This is a genomic window from Streptomyces sp. CG4 (assembly GCF_041080655.1).
In the GTDB taxonomy this organism is placed as follows: domain Bacteria; phylum Actinomycetota; class Actinomycetes; order Streptomycetales; family Streptomycetaceae; genus Streptomyces.
Window position 1 is genome coordinate 563,026 of sequence record NZ_CP163525.1, and the last position, 19,204, is coordinate 582,229.

The 19,204-nt window shown below is 69.3% G+C and carries 21 protein-coding genes and 1 pseudogene; 12 read left to right on the forward strand and 10 right to left on the reverse strand.

The window, feature by feature from the left end:
* Positions 1-64: 64 nt before the first annotated feature.
* From AB5L52_RS02580 to AB5L52_RS02590, 3 genes and pseudogenes are all read right to left on the reverse strand, one after another.
* Entirely contained in the window at positions 65-670 is a 606-nt protein-coding gene (locus AB5L52_RS02580) for a transposase (protein ID WP_369362489.1), read from the reverse strand.
* Positions 595-1,140: a winged helix-turn-helix domain-containing protein gene (locus AB5L52_RS02585; RefSeq protein ID WP_351032137.1), complete on the reverse strand. Its 546-nt coding sequence runs from the start codon at positions 1,138-1,140 to the stop codon at positions 595-597. The genes AB5L52_RS02580 and AB5L52_RS02585 overlap by 76 nt, the downstream gene beginning before the upstream one ends.
* 94 nt (positions 1,141-1,234) lie before the next feature.
* Positions 1,235-1,387, reverse strand: a pseudogene (locus AB5L52_RS02590) (IS630 family transposase); the annotation flags it as partial.
* Between the two features lie 139 nt (positions 1,388-1,526).
* Between AB5L52_RS02590 and AB5L52_RS02595 the strand changes: the two are divergent.
* Both AB5L52_RS02595 and AB5L52_RS02600 read left to right on the forward strand, forming a co-directional pair.
* Positions 1,527-1,769: a helix-turn-helix domain-containing protein gene (locus AB5L52_RS02595; RefSeq protein ID WP_351032135.1), complete on the forward strand. Its 243-nt coding sequence runs from the start codon at positions 1,527-1,529 to the stop codon at positions 1,767-1,769.
* Between the two features lie 246 nt (positions 1,770-2,015).
* A complete protein-coding gene (locus tag AB5L52_RS02600) occupies positions 2,016-2,276 on the forward strand; it encodes a transposase (RefSeq protein WP_369362490.1) in 261 nt (86 codons plus the stop codon).
* 22 nt (positions 2,277-2,298) lie between these two features.
* Here AB5L52_RS02600 and AB5L52_RS02605 read toward each other — a convergent pair whose 3' ends face one another.
* Together AB5L52_RS02605 and AB5L52_RS02610 are read right to left on the reverse strand one after the other, a co-directional pair.
* The gene (locus AB5L52_RS02605; RefSeq protein WP_369362492.1) at positions 2,299-3,225 is read right to left on the reverse strand and encodes a hypothetical protein; all 927 of its coding nucleotides are present in this window, start codon (positions 3,223-3,225) and stop codon (positions 2,299-2,301) included.
* A 43-nt stretch (positions 3,226-3,268) separates the two neighbouring features.
* Positions 3,269-4,090 (reverse strand): SDR family oxidoreductase, encoded by an 822-nt coding sequence (locus tag AB5L52_RS02610; RefSeq protein ID WP_369362493.1) that lies wholly within the window; start codon positions 4,088-4,090, stop codon positions 3,269-3,271.
* Positions 4,091-4,188: 98 nt separating this feature from the next.
* Between AB5L52_RS02610 and AB5L52_RS02615 the strand changes: the two genes are divergently transcribed.
* The 3 genes from AB5L52_RS02615 to AB5L52_RS02625 all read left to right on the forward strand — a co-directional run bounded on the left by AB5L52_RS02615 (position 4,189) and on the right by AB5L52_RS02625 (position 7,454).
* The gene (locus AB5L52_RS02615; protein ID WP_351032124.1) at positions 4,189-4,608 is read left to right on the forward strand and encodes a MarR family transcriptional regulator; all 420 of its coding nucleotides are present in this window, start codon (positions 4,189-4,191) and stop codon (positions 4,606-4,608) included.
* Positions 4,609-4,825: 217 nt separating this feature from the next.
* On the forward strand, positions 4,826-5,524 hold the full coding sequence (locus AB5L52_RS02620) for a maleylpyruvate isomerase N-terminal domain-containing protein (RefSeq protein WP_369362494.1): 699 nt from the start codon (positions 4,826-4,828) through the stop codon (positions 5,522-5,524).
* Positions 5,525-5,705: 181 nt separating this feature from the next.
* Positions 5,706-7,454 (forward strand): carbohydrate binding domain-containing protein, encoded by a 1,749-nt coding sequence (locus AB5L52_RS02625; RefSeq protein ID WP_369362495.1) that lies wholly within the window; start codon positions 5,706-5,708, stop codon positions 7,452-7,454.
* 431 nt (positions 7,455-7,885) lie between these two features.
* On the opposite strand, the gene AB5L52_RS02630 is transcribed toward AB5L52_RS02625, so the two are convergent.
* From AB5L52_RS02630 to AB5L52_RS02640, 3 genes are all read right to left on the reverse strand, one after another.
* Positions 7,886-8,938, reverse strand: coding sequence for a cytochrome P450 (locus AB5L52_RS02630; RefSeq protein WP_369362496.1), 1,053 nt, complete (start codon positions 8,936-8,938; stop codon positions 7,886-7,888).
* 166 nt (positions 8,939-9,104) lie between these two features.
* Positions 9,105-9,185, reverse strand: a complete 81-nt coding sequence (locus AB5L52_RS02635; protein ID WP_351572402.1) for a tryptorubin family RiPP precursor — start codon at positions 9,183-9,185, stop codon at positions 9,105-9,107.
* A 353-nt stretch (positions 9,186-9,538) separates the two neighbouring features.
* Complete coding sequence (locus AB5L52_RS02640) at positions 9,539-10,072, reverse strand: TetR/AcrR family transcriptional regulator (RefSeq protein WP_369368796.1); 534 nt, start codon at positions 10,070-10,072, stop codon at positions 9,539-9,541.
* 185 nt (positions 10,073-10,257) lie between these two features.
* On the opposite strand from AB5L52_RS02640, the gene AB5L52_RS02645 reads away from it, so the two are divergent.
* Together AB5L52_RS02645 and AB5L52_RS02650 are read left to right on the forward strand one after the other, a co-directional pair.
* Entirely contained in the window at positions 10,258-11,079 is an 822-nt protein-coding gene (locus AB5L52_RS02645; protein ID WP_369362497.1) for an SDR family oxidoreductase, read from the forward strand.
* 181 nt (positions 11,080-11,260) lie between these two features.
* Positions 11,261-12,508, forward strand: coding sequence for a hypothetical protein (locus tag AB5L52_RS02650; protein ID WP_369362498.1), 1,248 nt, complete (start codon positions 11,261-11,263; stop codon positions 12,506-12,508).
* Between the two features lie 73 nt (positions 12,509-12,581).
* Here AB5L52_RS02650 and AB5L52_RS02655 read toward each other — a convergent pair whose 3' ends face one another.
* Positions 12,582-13,169 (reverse strand): helix-turn-helix domain-containing protein, encoded by a 588-nt coding sequence (locus AB5L52_RS02655; RefSeq protein WP_351032109.1) that lies wholly within the window; start codon positions 13,167-13,169, stop codon positions 12,582-12,584.
* Positions 13,170-13,298: 129 nt separating this feature from the next.
* Between AB5L52_RS02655 and AB5L52_RS02660 the strand changes: the two genes are divergently transcribed.
* The 4 genes from AB5L52_RS02660 to AB5L52_RS02675 all read left to right on the forward strand — a co-directional run bounded on the left by AB5L52_RS02660 (position 13,299) and on the right by AB5L52_RS02675 (position 17,453).
* Positions 13,299-14,033, forward strand: a complete 735-nt coding sequence (locus tag AB5L52_RS02660; protein ID WP_369362500.1) for an SDR family oxidoreductase — start codon at positions 13,299-13,301, stop codon at positions 14,031-14,033.
* Positions 14,034-14,419: 386 nt separating this feature from the next.
* Positions 14,420-15,631 carry an enoyl-[acyl-carrier-protein] reductase FabV gene (gene fabV / locus AB5L52_RS02665; RefSeq protein WP_369362502.1) on the forward strand — a complete coding sequence of 404 codons (1,212 nt, stop codon included), beginning with the start codon at positions 14,420-14,422 and terminating at the stop codon, positions 15,629-15,631.
* A 192-nt stretch (positions 15,632-15,823) separates the two neighbouring features.
* Positions 15,824-16,741, forward strand: coding sequence for a beta-glucanase (locus AB5L52_RS02670; RefSeq protein WP_369362503.1), 918 nt, complete (start codon positions 15,824-15,826; stop codon positions 16,739-16,741).
* Positions 16,742-16,901: 160 nt separating this feature from the next.
* Positions 16,902-17,453, forward strand: a complete 552-nt coding sequence (locus AB5L52_RS02675) for a universal stress protein (protein WP_369362504.1) — start codon at positions 16,902-16,904, stop codon at positions 17,451-17,453.
* Between the two features lie 274 nt (positions 17,454-17,727).
* On the opposite strand, the gene AB5L52_RS02680 is transcribed toward AB5L52_RS02675, so the two are convergent.
* Positions 17,728-18,117, reverse strand: a complete 390-nt coding sequence (locus AB5L52_RS02680; RefSeq protein ID WP_351572192.1) for a RidA family protein — start codon at positions 18,115-18,117, stop codon at positions 17,728-17,730.
* A 212-nt stretch (positions 18,118-18,329) separates the two neighbouring features.
* Between AB5L52_RS02680 and AB5L52_RS02685 the strand changes: the two genes are divergently transcribed.
* Positions 18,330-19,202 carry an NAD(P)H-binding protein gene (locus tag AB5L52_RS02685; protein WP_351572195.1) on the forward strand — a complete coding sequence of 291 codons (873 nt, stop codon included), beginning with the start codon at positions 18,330-18,332 and terminating at the stop codon, positions 19,200-19,202.
* The last annotated feature ends 2 nt before the right edge of the window (positions 19,203-19,204 follow it).

Genomic DNA, 19,204 nt, shown 5'->3' on the forward strand with positions numbered 1-19,204 from the left:
AGGGGATTGCCTGCGCGGCGGACGATCGCAGCGGGCGAGTTTCCGACGATGGCGTTTCGCGACGTCATGGCGGTAGCAGGTGGAAGGTCAGGCCGGTCTCCGCAACGAAGCCGTCGAGGACGACGGGCCGGTACTGAAGGCGCTTGAGTCGGTTGCGGATCAGCGTCTCCAGCGCATCGACGGTGAGCGCGGCCAGGTTGGCCAGGCTGCGTTTGACGTGGGACCACACGCCCTCGACCGGGTTCAGGTCCGGGGCGTAGGCCGGGAGCAGCACGACGGTCAGCCAGGCCCGTTCAGCGATCATCTGTTTCATGGTTGCCGACACGTGGGTGTTCAGCCGGTCCCAGACCAGGATGATCGGGGCTCTCAACTGCTGGTGGGCGGCGTCGATCAGTCCGATGTAGTCGCGTTCGGACAAGGAGCGTCGATCGTTCTTGCGGCCGCGGTGGATGCGCAGCCGGTAGATCAGTCTCGTGCGCGCCCCGGGACGGACCGCGATCACTCCGGCGATCGACACCCGCCCGGAGCTGCGCCCGGCCACCTTCACGATCGGGGTCTGGCCCCGACGTCCCCAGGTTCGGCCGCGCGGCGGCGTCAGATGCTGGCCTGCCTCGTCCTCGAAGCAAACGAAGGCGCCGAGCGCGGCCTGTGTCCTTTTACCGCAGGCCACGTTGTTTCCTTCCAGGCGGCGATCGCGAGCTCGTCGCGCTGGGCGGCCCGTCGCGCCGGCATCTGCGGGGTGAAGCCGAGCCGACGGATCAACCGGGATGCCGCGTCGGCGCTGTAGGAGACATGGAGTTTGCGGCCGATCAGCTCGGCGACCCGAGCCCCGGTCCACACCTGGTCCTCATCCCAGCCGAACGCCGCCGGGCCCTCGTTCAGCATCGCAGCCAGCTTGACCTGCGACTTCGTACTGAGCTTGCACCGCTGCCCCAGCAGGCCCCGGCTTGCCAGCGCCGCCGTCCCGCCGCGCTCGAAGTCAGCCCTCCACCGGTATATCGACCGCACCGTCACCCGCAGCCGCTTGGCGATCCACGAAGGTGTGACGTCCTCGACGAACATCGCGGCAGCCTGCATCCGCAACGCCTCGCGGCGTGCCCGCCCCGCGGCGTCCAGCCCGCCGCCTTGCGCATATCTCACTTCAACTACAAAGCGCCGTCAGGGCCGTTCGTCAGCACGGTGAACCTCGGCGAGACGACATCAAAGCGCCGTCGTCAGTAGTGGCTTCGGCTGGTCAAGGTGACGTTGGACCTCCGGGAGTCAGGCCGGTGCCGGCTACGAAGCCGTCGAGAGCGCAGGGCCGGTACTGGAGGCGTTTGAGCCGGTTGCGGACGAGAGCCCCGAGCCGGCCGAGAGCGACGACTGCGAGGCCGGCCAAGCTGCGTTTACTGACTTCGGCTCGTTGGGGTGCTCTTTCCTGAAGTCTCTGATGAGCCTGGAGTGGTGGCTGTAGCCCGTGGTGTGTGAGGTATGCGGATGGGGGCGGGCTGACCGCTGCGGGGCGTCGGCGCCGGGAGACAGCGCGGATGCAGGCGGCCGAGCTGTTCGAGCAGGAGGTCAAGCCACCGGAGGTGGCACGGCAGCTGCGGGTGAGCCGGAAGCCGGCCTACCAGTGGCACCGGATGTGGCGGGACGGCGGTGTGCATGCTCTGTCCTCCCGCAACCCGAGTGGGTCGCGGTGCCGTCTGTCCCCGGGCTGCCTGGAGAGGCTGGCCGTGTATCTGGAGCAGGGGCCGGCCGTGCACGACTGGGTGGAGGACCAGGTGTGAACGGCCGCTCGGGTGGTCACGTGACGAGCAAGCCGTCACCACGTGGAAGGAGGCGACCTGGGCCGAGGTAAAAGAGACCGGGCGGCCTGCGGAGGCTGCCTCTGCTTTGAGGACGAGGCAGGCTTCACGCGACGGCCGCCCAAAGGACGCACCCGCCCCGCTGGCACAGGGCGAACGCCGCAGCATGGACGAACGCGACTTCATCGCCCTGGTCGACGGCACAGCCAGCTCTTCAATGCACCGATTGTGCTGGTCTGGGACCGGCTCAACACCCATGTCTCCCACGTCATGCGTGAGTTGATCGCCGAGCGTGAATGGCTGACGGTGTTCCTGCTGCCCCCGTACTCGCCGGACCTGAACCCGGTAGACGGCGTGTGGGCTCACGTCAAACGCAGCCTGGCCAACCTCGCAGTGGTCGCCCTCGACCGGCTCGAAGCTCTCGTACACAACCGGCTCAAACGCCTCCAGTACCGGCCCGACACCCTCGACGAGTTGGTTTCACGTTGACGAGCCAAAGTCGGTAGCTCTCTCAGCAGGCCTTGTAGGCATCATGGTGGGCGAGTGCCTCCTGGGCTGTGGCCGGGGTGAACGGGTCGAGGGTGGTGACAGCGAAGTGCCGCAGGCGCAGGTAGCGTTGACCGGTTTCGGCGAGGGTCCACTGGTGGCGGGTACGCGCGGTCATGGGCTGGCCTTCGCGGGTGATGCCCTCCCAGGCGAATTCGACCGAGAGGTCGTGGGTGTCGTCTGTTTGGAGGGTGGTGGCGAGGTTGGCGAGGTGGTGGGTGCTGAAGTCGACCAGGCCGGAGGTGTCCGTGTACCAGGCGGCGATCTGGTCGAAGGTGTGCAGGACATGGCCGTCGGTGAGGGTCATGGTGACGTCGGCGTCCAGCAGTTCGCGCAGCGGCTCGGCGTCGGCGCCGGGCCGCTCCAGCAGCGAGAGCCAGTAGTGGACGAAGGCGAGCACCCGGTTCTCGGCGTAGGCAGCGACGAACGGCGTCTGCTGGTAGGTGAGGACGTGCACGCCCATGGTGCTGATCCGGGGCAGGCGCTCGCTGGGTTCTTGGACGAATTCGAGGTCGTAGCGCAGGCGTGCGGCGCCGGTCATGGCCGGGCCGACGGTCTCGAAGTCGTGGGTGACCACCGCCTGCGCGGTGTTCGCACCGTTGTGCTCGATGGCGAGGGTGCGCAGGTGATGGGCGTTGTTCTGCCCGGAGGGGAGAGCGGAGACGCTGTCGAGGTAGGCCTGGCGGCCATGGACGCTGGGTATGTTGCCCTCGGGCGGGCGGTGCATGGTGAAGTCGTCGGTGACGAGTTCACCCTGGAGATCGAGGTTCATACGCGGGGCCTCGTAGCCGCAGTACGAGCGGTGCACCACGGTCAGGACCCGGTGCTCGTAGGAACTCGCGGCCAGGGTGGCGCGCAGGCGGTCGAGGTCCGTGGTGGTGTTGTCGGACATGGTCGGCCCTCTTCTGCGGCGGTGGTGGGGCGGGCGGCGGTGGTCAGCGCACCCAGCCGCCAGTGAGGGCGAGGACGGCGGAGCCGTCACCATCCGTGAGCTTCACGGCGGTGAAACCGCGTGCGGCGTCCGAGGTCTGCACCCGGAAGGCGGGCCGCTCGGCCGCGAGCAGCTCGACCATCTGCGCCGCCACGTCCTGCGGCTCCTGCGCACCGGCGAAGGCACCGCGGGTGCGGTCCAGATAGGCGGACAGGGCCGGCGCGTACGAGCCGGCCTGCTCCAGTGCGTTGTCGGCGAGACGCACGTTGCTGACGAACTCGCTGGCCACCGCGCCCGGCTCGACCACGCTGACGGACACGCCGACCGTGGCCGCGACCGGCGCGAGGGACTCCATGAAGCCCTCCACCGCGAACTTGGCGGCACAGTATGCCTCGTTGAAGGGCTGCCCGATCACTCCGCCCACGCTGGTCACGGTCAGCACGCGGCCCTTGCTCGCGCGCAGCAGGGGCAGGGCGGACTTCGTGACGTGCAGCACGCCGAAGAAGTTGACCTCCATGACGGCGCGCACGTTCTCGACGCTCTCCTGCTCCAGCGTGCCAACGTGCCCCGCGCCGGCGTTGTTGACCAGCGCATCCAGCCGGTCGAGGCCGGCCAGGCATGCCTCGACCGAGGCCGGGTCGGTCACGTCCAGGGCCCGGACGTCGACGGTGACTCCAGCTGCCTCGGCCGCCGCCAGCAGCGGGCCCGCCTTGGCGGTGTCGCGCATGGTGGCGATCACCTGCCAGCCGCTTCGTGCGGCGGCGACGGCGGTGGCCAGGCCGATACCGGAGGAGGTGCCGGTGATCAGGACGGTCTTGGTGCTCATCCTCAGTAACCCCACATAGTTATGGATCATAATTAATATGAGCCATAACTATGATCGGGGATACTTCAGCTGTCAAGCACGTCGGTAGGCTGAGTCTCATGTCCACCGCAACGGATGAGCTCACCAGGGTGATCGTCGGCCTCTTCGCGGCCATCAACCGCCGCTACACCCAGGAGTCCGAGGCCGCCGCGGCAACCCACGACCTGACCCCGCTCCAGGCCAAGGCACTGCTAGCCGCCGAAGAGCCGGTCCCGACGCGCCACATCGCCGACCGGTTGAGCGCGGAGCCCTCCAACGTGACCGTGATCATCGACCGGCTGGAGACCCGCGGCCTCGTCGAGCGCAGCCCCGACCCGGGCGACCGCCGCGTCAAACGCGTCGCCGCCACCACGGCCGGCCGCACCGTCGCCGCCGACCTCCGCGCCCGCATGCCCTTCGCCGCCGAACCCCTGGCCCGGCTCACCACGCAGCAGCGCGAGACCTTGCGCGAGCTGTTGCAACTGGTTCTGGAGGCATGACGGCAGACTGCGCCCGCAGCGATCAGCCCGCCCCGCATCCGCTTCGACAACATGACCCGGCCGCAGCGGGCGCCGGTGGTGAACGTCTTGGCTCTTTGACCGCGGTACTCGTGCTGCTGTCGGTGATCCCGAATCTACGTCGCCCAACGACTGTTGGCGGACACGGCGACGTCGAGCCGGGTGTGCCACCCTGTACGGCGGACGGACAGGGGGTCGCATGAAGACAGAGGACACACGGGACGCAGGGGACGCAGGCGGCCCGGCGCGGGCGGTCCGCGCGGCGTACGAGGCGGCCTCGGCGGTCGTCGCGGGCCTGGGTGACGAGGAGTCATGGCTGCCGACAGGCTGTACGGGTTGGGCGGTCCGTGACCTCGTCTTCCACTGTCTGACCGACGCCCAGCGCGCTCTGGTGGCTCTGCACACGCCGTCACCGGAGCCGACGGACCGGGACGCGGTGTCGTACTGGCAGGACTGGGCGCCGAACACCGTCGGGGCGGCGAACGGCCGGCGCTGGGTGCGGGTGAACGCGAGCATGTTCCTCGACTTCGGCCAGTTGCAGGGCCTGTACCTGGAGACGCTGGCGGCGGCCGCGCACGCGGCGGAGGCCGCCGATCCCGCACAGCACGTCGGCACCCAGGGGCATGTGCTGACGGCGGGGGATCTGCTGACCACCCTCGCGGTGGAGGCGACCGTGCACCACCTGGACCTGACCGTCGCCCTCCCGCTCGCCCCGGGACCCGCGCCCGAGGGACTGGCCGCGGTGCGGGCCACGCTGGACGGTCTGCTCGGCCGGCCCGCGCTCCCGGAGTGGGGCGACGCGCACTATGCGCGTGTGGGCACCGGCCGGGCCCCGCTCACCGAGGCCGAACGGGCCGCGCTGGGCCCGGCGGCGGACCGTTTCCCGGCGTTCGGCTGACGCACCGGCTCCCGACCCGAACGTCCGTCAACTCCCGTCGACATCCTGCCGGTTGACTCCCCCATGAACGGGCAAAAGGCGGCTCCCGCACCTTGACCCAGGGTTTGGTCCAGACCAATCATGGACTAGACCATTAGCCCCGGCCGGGCCGCACAGTGTCGTTCGCCATCCGGGAGTACCGATGACACGTCCGAGACCCGTACGCGCCCTGCTCGCAGGCCTGACCACGCTGGCCGCCTCCGCCGGGCTCGCCCTGGGGGCCGGAGGCACCGCGCACGCGGCGACCCCGCTGCCCACGCATGTCTTCGCGCCCTACTTCGAGGCCTACAACGGCGACAGCCCCGCCGCGCTCTCCCAGGCCTCCGGCGCCAAGTATCTGACCATGGCCTTTCTGCAGGCCGACAAGAAGGGCTCCTGCACCCCGTACTGGAACGGCGACACCAACACGCCCGTCAGCTCCTCGGTCTTCGGCGCCGACCTCACCACCATCCGCTCGCGCGGCGGCGACGTGATCCCCTCCCTCGGCGGCTACGCGGCCGACAACGGCGGCACCGAGATCGCCGACAGCTGCACGAACGTGGATTCCATCGCCGCGGCCTACGAGAAGATCATCACGACCTACGACGTCTCCCGGCTCGACATGGACGTCGAGGACAACTCCCTCACCGACAGCGCCGGTATCGACCGCCGCAACCAGGCCATCAAGAAGGTTCAGGACTGGGCGGCCGCCAACGGCCGCTCGGTGCAGTTCTCGTACACCCTGCCGACCACGACGACCGGGCTCGCCGACAGCGGCCTCGCCGTGCTGCGCAGCGCGAAGAGCGCGGGTGCCAAGGTCGACGTCGTCAACATCATGACGTTCGACTACTACGACGGCGCCACCCACCACATGGCCACCGACACCGAGACGGCCGCGACCGGACTGCACGACCAACTGGCCGAGCTGTACCCCAACCTGTCGGACACCCAGCTGTGGAACATGGTCGGCGTCACCGAGATGCCTGGCATCGACGACTACGGCGCGGCGGAGACCTTCACCACCGCCGACGCGACGAGCGTGTACGACTGGGCGGTCTCCAAGGGTGTCAACACCCTCTCCTTCTGGGCCCTGCAGCGCGACAACGGCGGTTGCCCCGGCACCGGCGGGTCCGACCACTGCTCCGGTATCGCCCAGGACACCTGGTACTTCACCCACGCCTTCGCACCCTTCACCGGCGGTACGACGACCCCGCCGGCCGACGACTTCTCGGTGTCCCTGTCCCCCGCCACCGCCGCGGTCGACCCCGGCGCCACCGCGACGGCGACCGTGAAGACGTCCGTGACCTCCGGCGGCGCCCAGCCCGTCGATCTGTCGGTGAGCGGCGCGCCGAGCGGAGTCACCGCCTCGCTGAGCCCGTCCTCGGTCACCGCGGGCGGCACCGCCACGCTCACCGTGAAGACGGCCGCCTCAACAGCACCCGGCACCTACACCCTGACCGTCACCGGCACGGCGGGCTCGACCCGGCACGGCTCCGCGCTCACCCTGACGGTCAACGGATCCGGCGGCACGGCCGTCCTCGCCAACGGCGGCTTCGAGACCGGCTCGCTCACGCCGTGGACCTGCGACACCGGAGCCTCGGTCGTCTCCTCCCCCGTGCACGGCGGCTCCCACGCGCTGAAGACCGCGCCCTCCGCCTCGCAGACCGGCCGGTGCGCCCAGACCCTGACCCTGAAGCCCAACACCTCCTACACGCTGAGCGGTTGGGTGCAGGGTCCGTACGCCTACCTCGGCGTCAGCGGGGGCGCGACGGCCAGTTCCTGGACCTCGTCCTCGTCGTGGTCACAGCTCACGGTGCCCTTCACGACCGGCTCCTCGGGCACGGTCACGGTGTATGTGCACGGCTGGTACGGCCAGGGAGCGGTGTACGCCGACGACCTGACCGTGAGCTGATCCCCCGCTCCGCGCGGCCCCGTTCGGTGATCACCGGCGGGGCCGATCCATGCCCCCGCCGAGCCCCGCTGCCCGATCCGGCGTCCGGGCGGTGTCTTCCGTAGGCTGAAGGTACCCGAAGCCACTCCGCTGGATCCCGGCCCTGTGCCTGTGCCTGTGCCTCGGCGGGCCGGCCGGGGCCGTACTGCTGTCCGGGCACCTTCGCCGACCGCGGCGTCACGGCGTTCCTGCGGTCCTGGCAGACGTACGGCTTCGCGCTGACCGGCGTCGCCGCCTTGGCTCGTACCGGAGGCGTGCGATGCGCTGCTGATCGTCGTGGGCGTGGTGGTGCTCAGCCGGGCCGTCCAGGACATCACCGTGGCACCGGTGCGGGCGGAACAGTGGATCCCGGCGACCTGAGCCGGGCCGGGGACCGCCCCACGGGGCTTTGCCTACCGTCGCCGAGGGCGTGTCAGCCGTACGTCCGCCACGCCGAGCAGGCCGAGGAGCGGGACCTTGCCGGTCGTCTGACCGGGGTCGACGACGAGTCCCGAGCCGCGGACCAGGTCCAGCAACAGCTCGGCGAGCGGCATCACCATGTGTCTGCCCCAGCAGCGTTCGGAGGAGTGGCCGAAGGGCAGATAGCCCGGAGTCGTCTCGGGGTCGAGGTCGTCCCAGCGCTCCGGGCGGAAGGCGTCCGGGTCGTCCCACAGGGCCGGGTCACGGTGGGACAGCAGTGGCAGCACCAGGACGTCGTCCCGCTCGCCGATCCGGTCGTCGATGGCCGGGTACTCGGGCGAGGCGTTGCGCAGGATGTTCCACGAGGGCGGCAGCAGCCGCAGGGACTCGAGGATGATGTTGCGGTGGGGTGGGGCGTCGCCGAAGGGCGCTCCGAGCCAGAGCGCGTTGGCCACCAGCGTCGAGACGGTGAAGCACACGGGGGCGGCCGCCCTGCGGTACATGCCCATGGCGTACCGGCGTTCCTGGTAGCCGGTGGCCTGTGCGGCTCGGCTCGCGAGACCGGTGAGCCGGCTGCTCGGCCGGGGCCAGCCGGGCAGCGCGGCGCCGATTGCGATCACGGACCAGGTGAGCTTCGGGGTGAGTTCGAGAGTGCGGCTCATCAGCATGCGCAGCCGGTAGGGGTCCTGGCCGAGGATGAGGTCGCGCAGGAAGAGATGCCCGGTCAGCGGCCAGGAGCCGGCCAAGTCCACGTCCTTGGGCAGCGGCCCGGCCAGTGCCTCGCGTACGTCGTTGCCGATGGTGCGGGTGACCGTGGACGCCTCGGTGCGTGTGATGGAACGCCCGTGCAGCGGCTTGAAGGTGGGCCGCTCGGTCTCCGTCGCCCGGCGTGCGGCGAGGATGCGATCGGCGACCTCGTGTCCCGCGACTCCGATCGTGTCGGGTTCCAGCCGGAAGACGTCCTGTCCTGTGTGGGTGCCCATGAGCGCGGCGAGCCGCGGGGAGAACACGGTGGTGCGCACACGCGTGGCGGAGGGCGGCGGCATGGATGCTCCCGGTGGCGAACGGGCAGGTGGGGAAGAGTGCGAGGGAACCGAAGGCCGCGGTACGGCGTACCACCGTTGTCCGGCCGGGCCGTGACCACGCATGGCCGGACAACGATGTCACCTCGCCTGCGCGGCGTGGCGTGGCGTGGCGTGGCGTGGCGTGGCGTCAGTACCAGAGGTACCAGGCGTTGGCCTTGAGGCTCTTGGCGGCCGCGACCTTGTTGCGGATGGCGAAGAGAAGCTTCATCACTGCACCTCCTGGAGAGGGTGGGCGGGTGACACACGGCGACACCGAAGCAGATCGGTGAAGATCATGTGTCGATGACTCCGGGAAACTTCCCTTGTCCGACCGTCGGATAATCGCCACGGGAATCAAAATCGTTCCGGCCTGGCCGATTTCGGACTTTCTCCATTCACCGGCGCTCCGCTTTGACCAACCACCCAGCAGCGCGCGCCCCCCGCGCCCCTTCCGACCCTCGCGCGCTGATGAGAGGACGTGCCGGCCGTCCGGATGCCGGACGGCTCGACAGTGGGAGCGGACACCCGCCCGGTCTCCGCCCAGCCCTTCAGCGGCCGGAGATTGGCCAGATAGAAGGGGTCCTATCGTCCCGCGATCCCGTCGATCCAGGACTGGAGGCGTTCGCCCTGGACAGTCATCAGGCCGGGGTCGCGCAAGGTGTTGGTGAGGACGGACATGCCCTGGTAGGCGGCGACGAGTTCGACGGCGAGGGCGTCGGCGTCGGCGCGGCCGAGCTGGGTGAACTGGGCCTCCACCCAGGCGAGCAGAGCTCGCATGACCTTCGCCGCGGCTTGATCCAGGCCGTCGTCCCGCTTGTCGAGCTCGGTGGCGAGGGTGCCGAAGGGGCAGCCGAAGCGGGCCGCGGTCTCGCGCTGGTCGACCCAGCCGGCGACAAGCGCCTTCAGTCGGGCCGCCGGATCCGGAAAGGCATCCAACTGGGCAGTCAGCGCGTCGAGTTGCTCGCGGTGGGCGTGCACCGCGGCGTCGACGAGCTGGTCCTTGGTCTTGAAGTAGTAGTAGACGTTGCCCAGCGGAACCTCGGCCGCGCGGGCGATGTCACCGAGGGTGGTCTTCTCCACGCCCTGCTCATGGAAGACCTGGACGGCCGCCGTCACCAGGCGCTCGCGCTTGCCTCCCCGGCTGCCGCCGTGGCCTGATCGACCGGATCGGCTCGACCGCGCGGCCTCGGCCGTCCCCGCAATATCTGAGTCAGTCACCTGACTAAGGATAGACAACGAGGTCCGCCACGGACTAATGTCTCGACTTAGTTAGTCAACTAACTCACACAGGGAGAGTTGCCATGATCGTTGTCACGGGCGCCACGGGGAACGTCGGACGGGCCCTGGTCGCCGAGTTGATCGAGGGCGGGGAGACGGTGACAGCCGTCGCCCGGCACATCAGGACGGAGGACGTGCCGCCGGGCGTGCGGGCAGTAGCTGCCGATCTCGGGCGGCCTCAGGCCCTCGCCCCCGCCCTGGAAGGCGCCAAGGCACTGTTCCTGCTGGTGGCCGGCGAGGATCCCGCCGGCATCCTGCAGCAAGCCGCCGCGGCCGGGGTCACCAAGGTCGTGCTGCTCTCCTCGCAGGGTGCGGGCACCCGGCCCGAGATATACACGCACGCGTTGCGCTTCGAGCAGGCCCTGGCCGAGTCGGGCCTCCCCATCACCGTCCTACGCTCGGGCGGGCTGGCCTCCAACGCGCTGGCCTGGGCGGAGCCGATCCGCCGGCACCGTACCGCGGCGGCGCCCTTCGCCGATGTGGCACTGCCGTTCGTCGACCCTGACGATGTCGCCGCGGTGGCGTCGGCCGTACTGCGTGAGGACGGACACGACGGCGCCACCTACACACTGACCGGCCCGGAGCCCACCACCCCTCGGCAGCGGGCCGTCGCCATCGCCGCGGTACTCGGCGAGCCGGTGGCGTTCGTGGAGCAGAGCCGCGAGGAGGCTCTGGCGCAGATGGTCCGGTTCATGCCGCCCGCCGTCGCCAAGGGCACGCTCGCGGTCCTCGGCTCACCCACCCAGGAGGAGCAGACGGTCGGCACGGACGTCGAGCGCCTGCTGGGCCGCCCCGCGGCCGCTTTCTCCGCGTGGGCGGCACGGAATGTGACGGCGTTCCGCTGATCCGCCGAACGGCGCCCCAGGGCCGACCGGGTGACACCGGTGACGCTTGACAACACCTTTGCCCGCCACGCCGCACCAGATCAGCCTATTTATATGCTTATAGGAATTATGGTGCAGGTGTTGGAGGCATGGACCGAGGGGGTGCACAACGCGTCGTGGCAGGGCGCGGGTTGGGATGGCGATGGGTGGAATCAGCCGCCGGAATGCGGCACGCCTGGGGCTCGGCGCCGGGATCGGTGTGGCCGCCGCCGCTTCCCTGGCGGCGTGCGGCGGGCTGGACGGACCGAACGGCTCGCCCGGAGGCCCGGAAGGGCAGGGCGCGGCGCCTCGGCAAGGGGCTCCGCGGCTGATCGGGGACGGCTCGACCGCGTACACCGGACGGCAGCCGCACCAGCCGGAGCGGCCCACGCCCCTCGAACCCGGCGAAACTCCCCCGCAGTTCGTGGTGTTCTCCTGGGACGGCGCCGGCGAGTTGGGCACCGGCCTGTTCCCGCGCTTCCTCGAACTCGGCCGCACCCACGGCGCACACATGACGTTCTTCCTGTCCGGGCTCTACCTCCTCCCCGAGGAGAAGAAGCGGCTCTACGACCCGCCGAACAACCCGGTCGGCGCCTCGGACATCGGCTACCTCACCCACTCCCACCTGAAGCAGACACTGAAGTACGTACGTCAGGCCTGGCTGGACGGCCACGAGATCGGCACGCACTTCAATGGGCACTTCTGCGAGGGTTCCGGATCGGTGGCCAACTGGACGCCGGCGCAGTGGCGTTCGGAGATCGAGCAGGCGCGGACTTTCGTCACGTCGTGGCGCTCACACACTGGTTGGCACGACGATCCGCCCCTCCCGTTCGACTACGGCAAGGAACTCGTGGGCGGCCGCACCCCGTGTCTGCTCGGACAGGAGAACCTGCTGCCGGTCGCGCGGGAACTGGGCTGGCGCTACGACGCCTCCTCGCCGGGCGGACTGCAACGCTGGCCGAAGAAACGGCACGGCCTCTGGGACCTGCCGCTGCAGAGCATCCCGTTCCCCGGGCACACCTTCGAAGTGCTGTCCATGGACTACAACATGATGGCGAACCAGTCCAAGAACTCGACGCGGGCGCCCTCCTACAACTACCCGTACTGGCGCGCCCAGGCGACACAGGCGTATGTGGCCGGATTTCAGCGGGCGTACGAGACAAACCGGGCGCCGCTGTTCATCGGCAACCACTTCGAGCAGTGGAACGGCGGCATCTACATGGATGCGGCGGAGGAGGCGCTCAAGCAGATCGCCGACCGGGAGGATGTGCGCCTGGTCTCCTTCCGGCAGCTCGTCGACTGGCTCGACACTCAAACCCCCGGAGTCCTCGCGCACCTGCGCACCCTCCGGGTCGGCGAGAGGCCGGCCGGCGGCTGGGCCGCCTTCCTTCGCCCCGCCAACCGGGCCTGACAGAAGGCATCGCTGATGAGGATCCCTGACAGGGGGCTGTCGGGCAGCCGCAGCATCCGCGCTGTCGGCGGTGTCAGTTCTCGGGGAGCGGCGGCGTGGATGTCAGTCCGTCCAGCGTGAGGTCCAGAAGGCGTTCCGCTTGGTCGCGTTGCTCTGGATGTGCAGAAGTGAGGGCGATACCGGCGAGGGCGGCGAACAGGTCGGTCGGGCGGATGTCGGAGCGGAGGGCGCCGACGGCGGTGCCGGCTTTCATGAGGGCGGTGATGGCGGTCTGGATCAGCTCGCGGCTGTGGCCGTAGGGGTCGCCTCCCGAGGCGACGACGGCGCGCAGGGCTTCGGCCATGCCCAGTTTGGCGGTGGCGTAGTCGATGAAGCGGCCCATCCAGGTGCGGAGGGCCTCCCGCGGTGGCATGGTGGCCAGGAGATCGGGGACGGCATCGCACAGCCGGGCCACCTCGTTGCGGTACGCCGCCTCGATGAGCGTCTCCCGGGTCGGGAAGTTGCGGTAGAGGGTGCCGGTTCCCACGCCCGCTTCCCGCGCGATGCGCTCGAAGTGCGCGTCCAGCCCTTCCTCGGTGAACACTCGCACCGCGGCAGCCAGGATCTTGTCCCTGTTGCGTTGCGCGTCTGCCCTCAGCGGGCGTCCCGTATCCCGTGCCATCGGCGGCTCGCTCCCTCGTCCTCATTGCGAAGTGGAGGCACGTCCACTTACGGTGGGAGTCAACCGGCGGCGCCTCCAGTTCCACCCTAGGGCATGCGCTGCGCTCACATTCCTCCTGAAGGAGCCATCGTGTCGGAAATCGAGGGCAAGGTCGTCGCGATCACGGGCGCCAGCAGCGGGATCGGCGAGGCGACGGCCCTTCTGCTCGCCGAGCGCGGCGCGAAGGTCGTACTCGGGGCCCGTCGGCTGGAACGACTTCAGGCGCTGGCCGCCCGCATCGAGAAGGCCGGCGGCCAAGCCGCCTACGCCCGCACGGACGTCAAGCGCCGCGCGGATCTGTCCGGCCTGGTCGACCTCGCCCGCGACCGGTACGGCAAGATCGACGTCCTGGTCGGCAACGCCGGGATCGGCCTCATCTCCCCGTTGGACGACCTGCGCGTCGAGGACTGGGAGGAGATGATCGACGTCAACCTCAAGGGCGTCCTGTACGGGATCGCCGCGGCGTTGCCCGTCTTCCGGCAGCAGGGCTTCGGACACTTCGTCAACATCGTCTCCACGGCGGGACTGCGCATCGTGCCGTCCCAGACGGTGTACGCCGCCACCAAGAACGCCGTACGCACCCTCTCCGAGGGCCTGCGCCAGGAAGCCGGCGACAGCCTGCGCGTGACGGTCGTCTCGCCTGGACTCACGCGCACGGAGCTCGCGGACTCCATGGCGCCGGAGATGAAGGCTCAGATCCTCGACAGCATGACCAAGATCGCGATCCCGCCGGACGCCATCGCCCGCGCCATCGCCTTCACCATCGAACAGCCGGCCGACGTCGACGTGGGCGACATCGTCGTACGCCCCACAGCGCAGAACTAGACCGCTCACCACCGCGGGGCGACGTGACGGGAGTAGGGCATGGGGCAGCTTGTGCCCCGGTCCAACTCCCCCATTACCGTCCTCGTGGCTCCGCAACGGGGTTCCCGGCCTCCGGGCCCGGCAGGCTCCGTCAGGCGTCGCGGTCAGCGCGGAAGCACGATCAGGCCCCTTGTTAGCCTGCGCGCGACAGTCGGCCGGGCTGGGCGTTCTCCATGACCCAAGACGCCGAGCCGACCGTGCCGGAAGTAGCGGGAAGGGCCAAGATCGCGACGGCATTGTTGTGTCGGACGAGACCTCTGTCCGCGCCTGGGGCCTTGAAGACTTGCAGCACACGACAGACCTGTGTGGTCGTCATGTCCTGCTCGTCCGGCCGAAGGATCCTTCTCGTGAACCAGCGCGTGATCTCACCCCGAAACCGTGGCTTCCTCTTTCTCGACTCCCACCCGGCCGGCTGCCGCGAGCTGGTGAACGCCATGTGGCGCGACATACCGGCCCCCGCCGCAGAGCCCACAGGAGACGGGCCCGTTGCCGTGGTCATCGGCTCGTCGGCCGGGTACGGCCTGGCCGCCACGCTCGCCGGGCTCAAGCGCGCAGGCATCCGCGGTGTCGGCGTCTGCTTCGAAAAGGCGCCCAGTACGCGGCGCACGGCCACGGCCGGCTGGTACCGCACCGCCGCCACCTGGGACCTTGCCCGCGCCGCAGGCCGGGACATGGTCTTCCTCAACGGGGACGCCTTCTCCGACGCGATGAAGAACCAGGTCGCCGACCTGCTGCAGGAGCGCTTCCAAGGACGCGTGGACTACCTCGTCTACTCGGTCGCGGACCCCCGGCGCACCGATCCCGACACCGGCGCCACCTATGCCTCGGTCCTCAAGCCCATCGGCACGGCGCATCGCACCAAGACGCTCGTCTTCGACGAGGGCGGCAATCCCGATGTCCGCGAGGTCGAGACGGAACCTGCCCTGGGGGACGACATCGAACAGACTGTGGCGGTGATGGGCGGCACCGACTGGGAACGCTGGATCGACCACCTCGCCACACGGAACATGCTCGCCGACGGCTTCACCACCGTTGCCCTGTCCTACATCGGCTCACCTCTGACCGCCGCGATCTACCGCCAGGGCACCATCGGAGCGGCCAAGGCCCACCTGGAAGCCACCGCTCGTGACCTCGATGAACGCCTGGCCCAACTCGTCAGCGGACGTGCCGTGACCTCGGTCAACGGCGCCGCCGTCACCCAGTCCTCCACCGCTGTCCCCGGCATCGCCCTCTACACCGGACTGCTGCGCGGCGTGCTCGGCGACAGCCTCGTCCCGCCGACGGATCAGTTGGCCGATCTGTGGGACCAACTGACCGGCACCACCGGGCTGATGCTCGACAGCGAGGGCCGTGTCCGCCTCGACCGCTGGGAGCTCGCCGGCGAAGTGCAGCAGGCTGTCGCCGAACGCTGGGACAGGGCGACCACCGACACCATCGGCGGCCTTGCCGATCTCGACTGGTTCCGAGGCGAGGTGCAGCGCTTGTACGGCTTTGCCGTACCCGGCATCGACTACACCGTCCCGATCGAGACCGACACACCGTGGCCCCACACAGCCTGAGCACACGCTCGGCCGGTCAGGCCGACCGTTGTGGCTGGGGCGGTCGGTCGGCTGAGCTGTTGGAGTGATCCTGCGGACGACGGTATGTGCTGTGTCACGCATCCGGGCGGTGTCGGTGTGCAATGTCGTTGCCCGGCGCACATACAAGCATGCAATCCGTCGTCCATACATACATTCAAGAGGAGAGCACAGGTGCCTCGGATCCGGACTTCGGTTGTGTGCGGAGTCGCCCTGGTCGCCGCGATGTGCGCGGCTGGAGCAACGCCCGCCGCGGTCGAGCAGCCACGCGCCCGGCGGCACCCGACGGCCGTGCGGCCGGCGTCCCAGCGCGACGGCAGCCTCTGCAAGACGGATCAGCAGGCCGTCGCCGCCGGCATCGGCGGCGTACACCCCACCGGCCCTGCCGCACGCATGGCCCCCTCGCCCACTGCGGGTAAATCCCTGGTTTTCGATGAGGAGTTCACCGGCCCCATCACCTTCGGCAGCCGCTGGAACGGCTCCACCACCAGCGCCTACAAGTACGGCAATCACAACCCCGGCGATGACAAACTCGACTGGCTGACTCCCTCCGCGATCACCGCGTCCGGTGGCACGGTCACCTTCACCGCCAAACCCGGCAGTAACATCCTGGAAAACGGCAAACGGTCGTGGGACACCGGATTGCTGACCACCGAAGGCACCACGGAGAACTTCCAAGCCCGTACAGGCGACTACGCCGAGGTCCGCGTCCAGCTGCCCGGTGCCCAAGGTGCCTGGCCCGCCATGTGGACCTGGATCGACGGGGACGACGAGGTGGACGTATTCGAGTACCACCCCGACAAGAACGAGCTGGAGGTCGTCAACCACGTCAACTACGCCTACACGTTCTACACCGACCCCGCGACCATCTTTCCAGGGGCGTGGATTGCCGTAGGCGCCCACTACGGCGCCACCAACGACGACTGGTATCTCAACGGCGACCTGATCTACTCCGACCACACCGGCGTCGGCAGCACCTGGTCGGCCAACATCGTCCTCAACCTCTCCATCAACGCCGGCTTCTACCATCCCGCACCCAGCAGCAACACCCCGATCACCTTCAACGCCAACTACGTATGCGTGTGGCGCTGATCTCGGAGGTTGGTCGGTGGGCTTCCGGCCGCACAGGCTCCGCCCGGCGTTCTGCCCGATCCTGGAGTCAGAGGCGTTCCTCAGCCCTCCTCGCAATCAAGGCCACTTTCCTTCGGTTGGACTTTGTCCGGGAGGGATTGGCTTTCCTAGCGTGGGTGGCATGGCATCACGTGGAACGACAGATGGCGCGCGCGTCGGAGACGTGGTCGTCGGGGTGAGCGACTCTCTCGCCGGGTTGGCCGCGTTGCGCCGGGGCATCCTGGAGGCCCGCAGAACCGGCCGCACGCTGGTGGCCGTGCGGGCCTGGGAGCCACCGGAGGGCGAAGCCGTCTACCGGCGCCGGCCCGAGCCTTCGTGGGCCCGGCTGTGGGCCGGCGAGGCACGGCAACGGCTGGACCGGGCCTTCGACCTGGCGACCGGCGGGCCTCCGGCCGACTTGCGGATCGTACGGCGGGTCGTCCGAGGTCCGGCGGGGCCGGTGCTGTGTGCGATCGCGTCGTCTCCGGCCGACCTGCTGGTCATCGGCATGGCCAGACCCCGCGGTCTGGCGGCCTGGCTGCACATCCGGCCGGTGCACCGGCACATCCCGGCCCGGGCCGAGTGCGAGGTCCTGGTCGTGGCCGGTCCACGACTGCTGCCACGCGAGGGACGGATCCTGCGGCGCGGCGACCTCCTGGAACGGCGGGCCCGGACGTCGCGCTTGACGCCGTGAGCCCGGCCGCAGCAGGGCGGCAACGACCTGGCAGGACCGGCACCGTGGCAGGACAGGACAGGACCGGACAGGACCGGATAGGCCTGCGTCGCGGCACATCCCGTGCCGGGGCGGAGCAGGGACGGATCGGCCTACACCACGGCGGGCCCAAGCCAGGCCGGGATCAGCCTGCGCCACAGGCGGGGTCGTCCGCGCCACAAGAGGGGCGGATCGCCGCTGCGGGCGGGGGCGGAACGCCGCTCCGTGCGGGGGCAGTCCGCCGCTGCGGGCGTGATCAGCCCCCGGTGCGGCGGGCGTACACCTCGATCTCGATCTTCATGCGAGGGTCGGCCAGGCCGCACTGCAGCATGGTGGCGGCCGGACGGACCTCGCCGAAGCAACGGCGCAGCACCGGCCAGCAGGGCTCGAAGTCCGCGCGGTCCGGGAGCAGATAGCGCACCCGCACCACATCGGCGAAGGTGCACTTCGCTTCGGTGAGGGCGGCCTCGATGTTCCACAGGCACTGCTCCGCCTGCTCCACCACGTCGTCCGAGATCGTCATGGTGGCGTAGTCGAACCCGGTGGTCCCGGACACATGCACCCAGTCGCCGTCGACCACGGCACGGGCGTAACCGATCTGTTCCTCGAAGGTCGAGCCGCTGAGGATCGCACGTCGCTCTGTCATGCGCGGAACGCTAGGTGACCAGCGTCGATACGTCTAACTGACAAAAATGCGTTCGGCGGGAGACTAGAGCCGCCTTCACGCTGCCTGCCATCCTCGCCGTGGCCGACAGCATGTCGTTGGACAACTGCGTTCGTCGGTCGACTCAACGTGGGACGGGGCTGTCCTCTTTCGGTGGGGCGTCCCCCTGAGTAGCGACGATCAGAGGGAGCATCATGGCGATCTTGGTGACCGGAGCCACCGGTAATGTCGGCCGGAACGTGGTCCGGCAACTCGCTGGGGCCGGCGCGGAGGTGCGTGCTCTGACCCGCAGCCCACACGCGGCTGGGTTCCCGGAAGTCGTGCGCGTGGTTGCGGGAGATCTCATGCAACCGGAATCACTCGCGGACGCGTTGAAGGGCGTCGACCGGATGTATCTCTTCCCAGTCGCCGAAACGGCATGGGAAGTGGCTGCCTTGGCACGGCAGGCTGGCGTGCGCCGTATTGTGGTGCTGTCCTCCGGGGCTGTCACGACAGGCTTCGACAGCGACTTCCACTTGCCGGTCGAGCAGGCCGTAGAGGCGTCGGGCCTGGAGTGGACTCACGTGCGCCCCGGCGAGTTCGCGCTGAACAAGCTGGCCCTTTGGGGCCCGTCCATCCGTGCTGAGGGGATGGTGCGCGACCCCAACCCCGATGCGGCCGGGTGCCCGGTGCATGAGCAGGACATCGCCGATGTTGCGACCCTGGCTCTGCTGGAGGACGGACACTGTGGACGGGCTTACACCCTCAACGGTCCCGAGATGTTGTCGCATCGTCGACAGGTTGAACTCATCGCTGAGGCCATCGGGCGCCCAATCCGTTTTCAAGTCGTGAGTCGGGACGAGGCACGGGAGAACTACCGCAGGCAAGGAGGCTTCGCAGCGGCGAACGCGGATTTCCTGCTCGGTTTCGAGGACTATTCGGGCGGCGAGACAGACCTGCAGGCACTCAAGGATTTCGATCCGATGGCGACAGGCCCGGTACCCACAGCCGAGGAGGCGACCGGGGTCCCGGCTCGCACCTTCGCCCGGTGGGCACACGACCATGCCCGGGAGTTTCTCCCCGGCTGAGG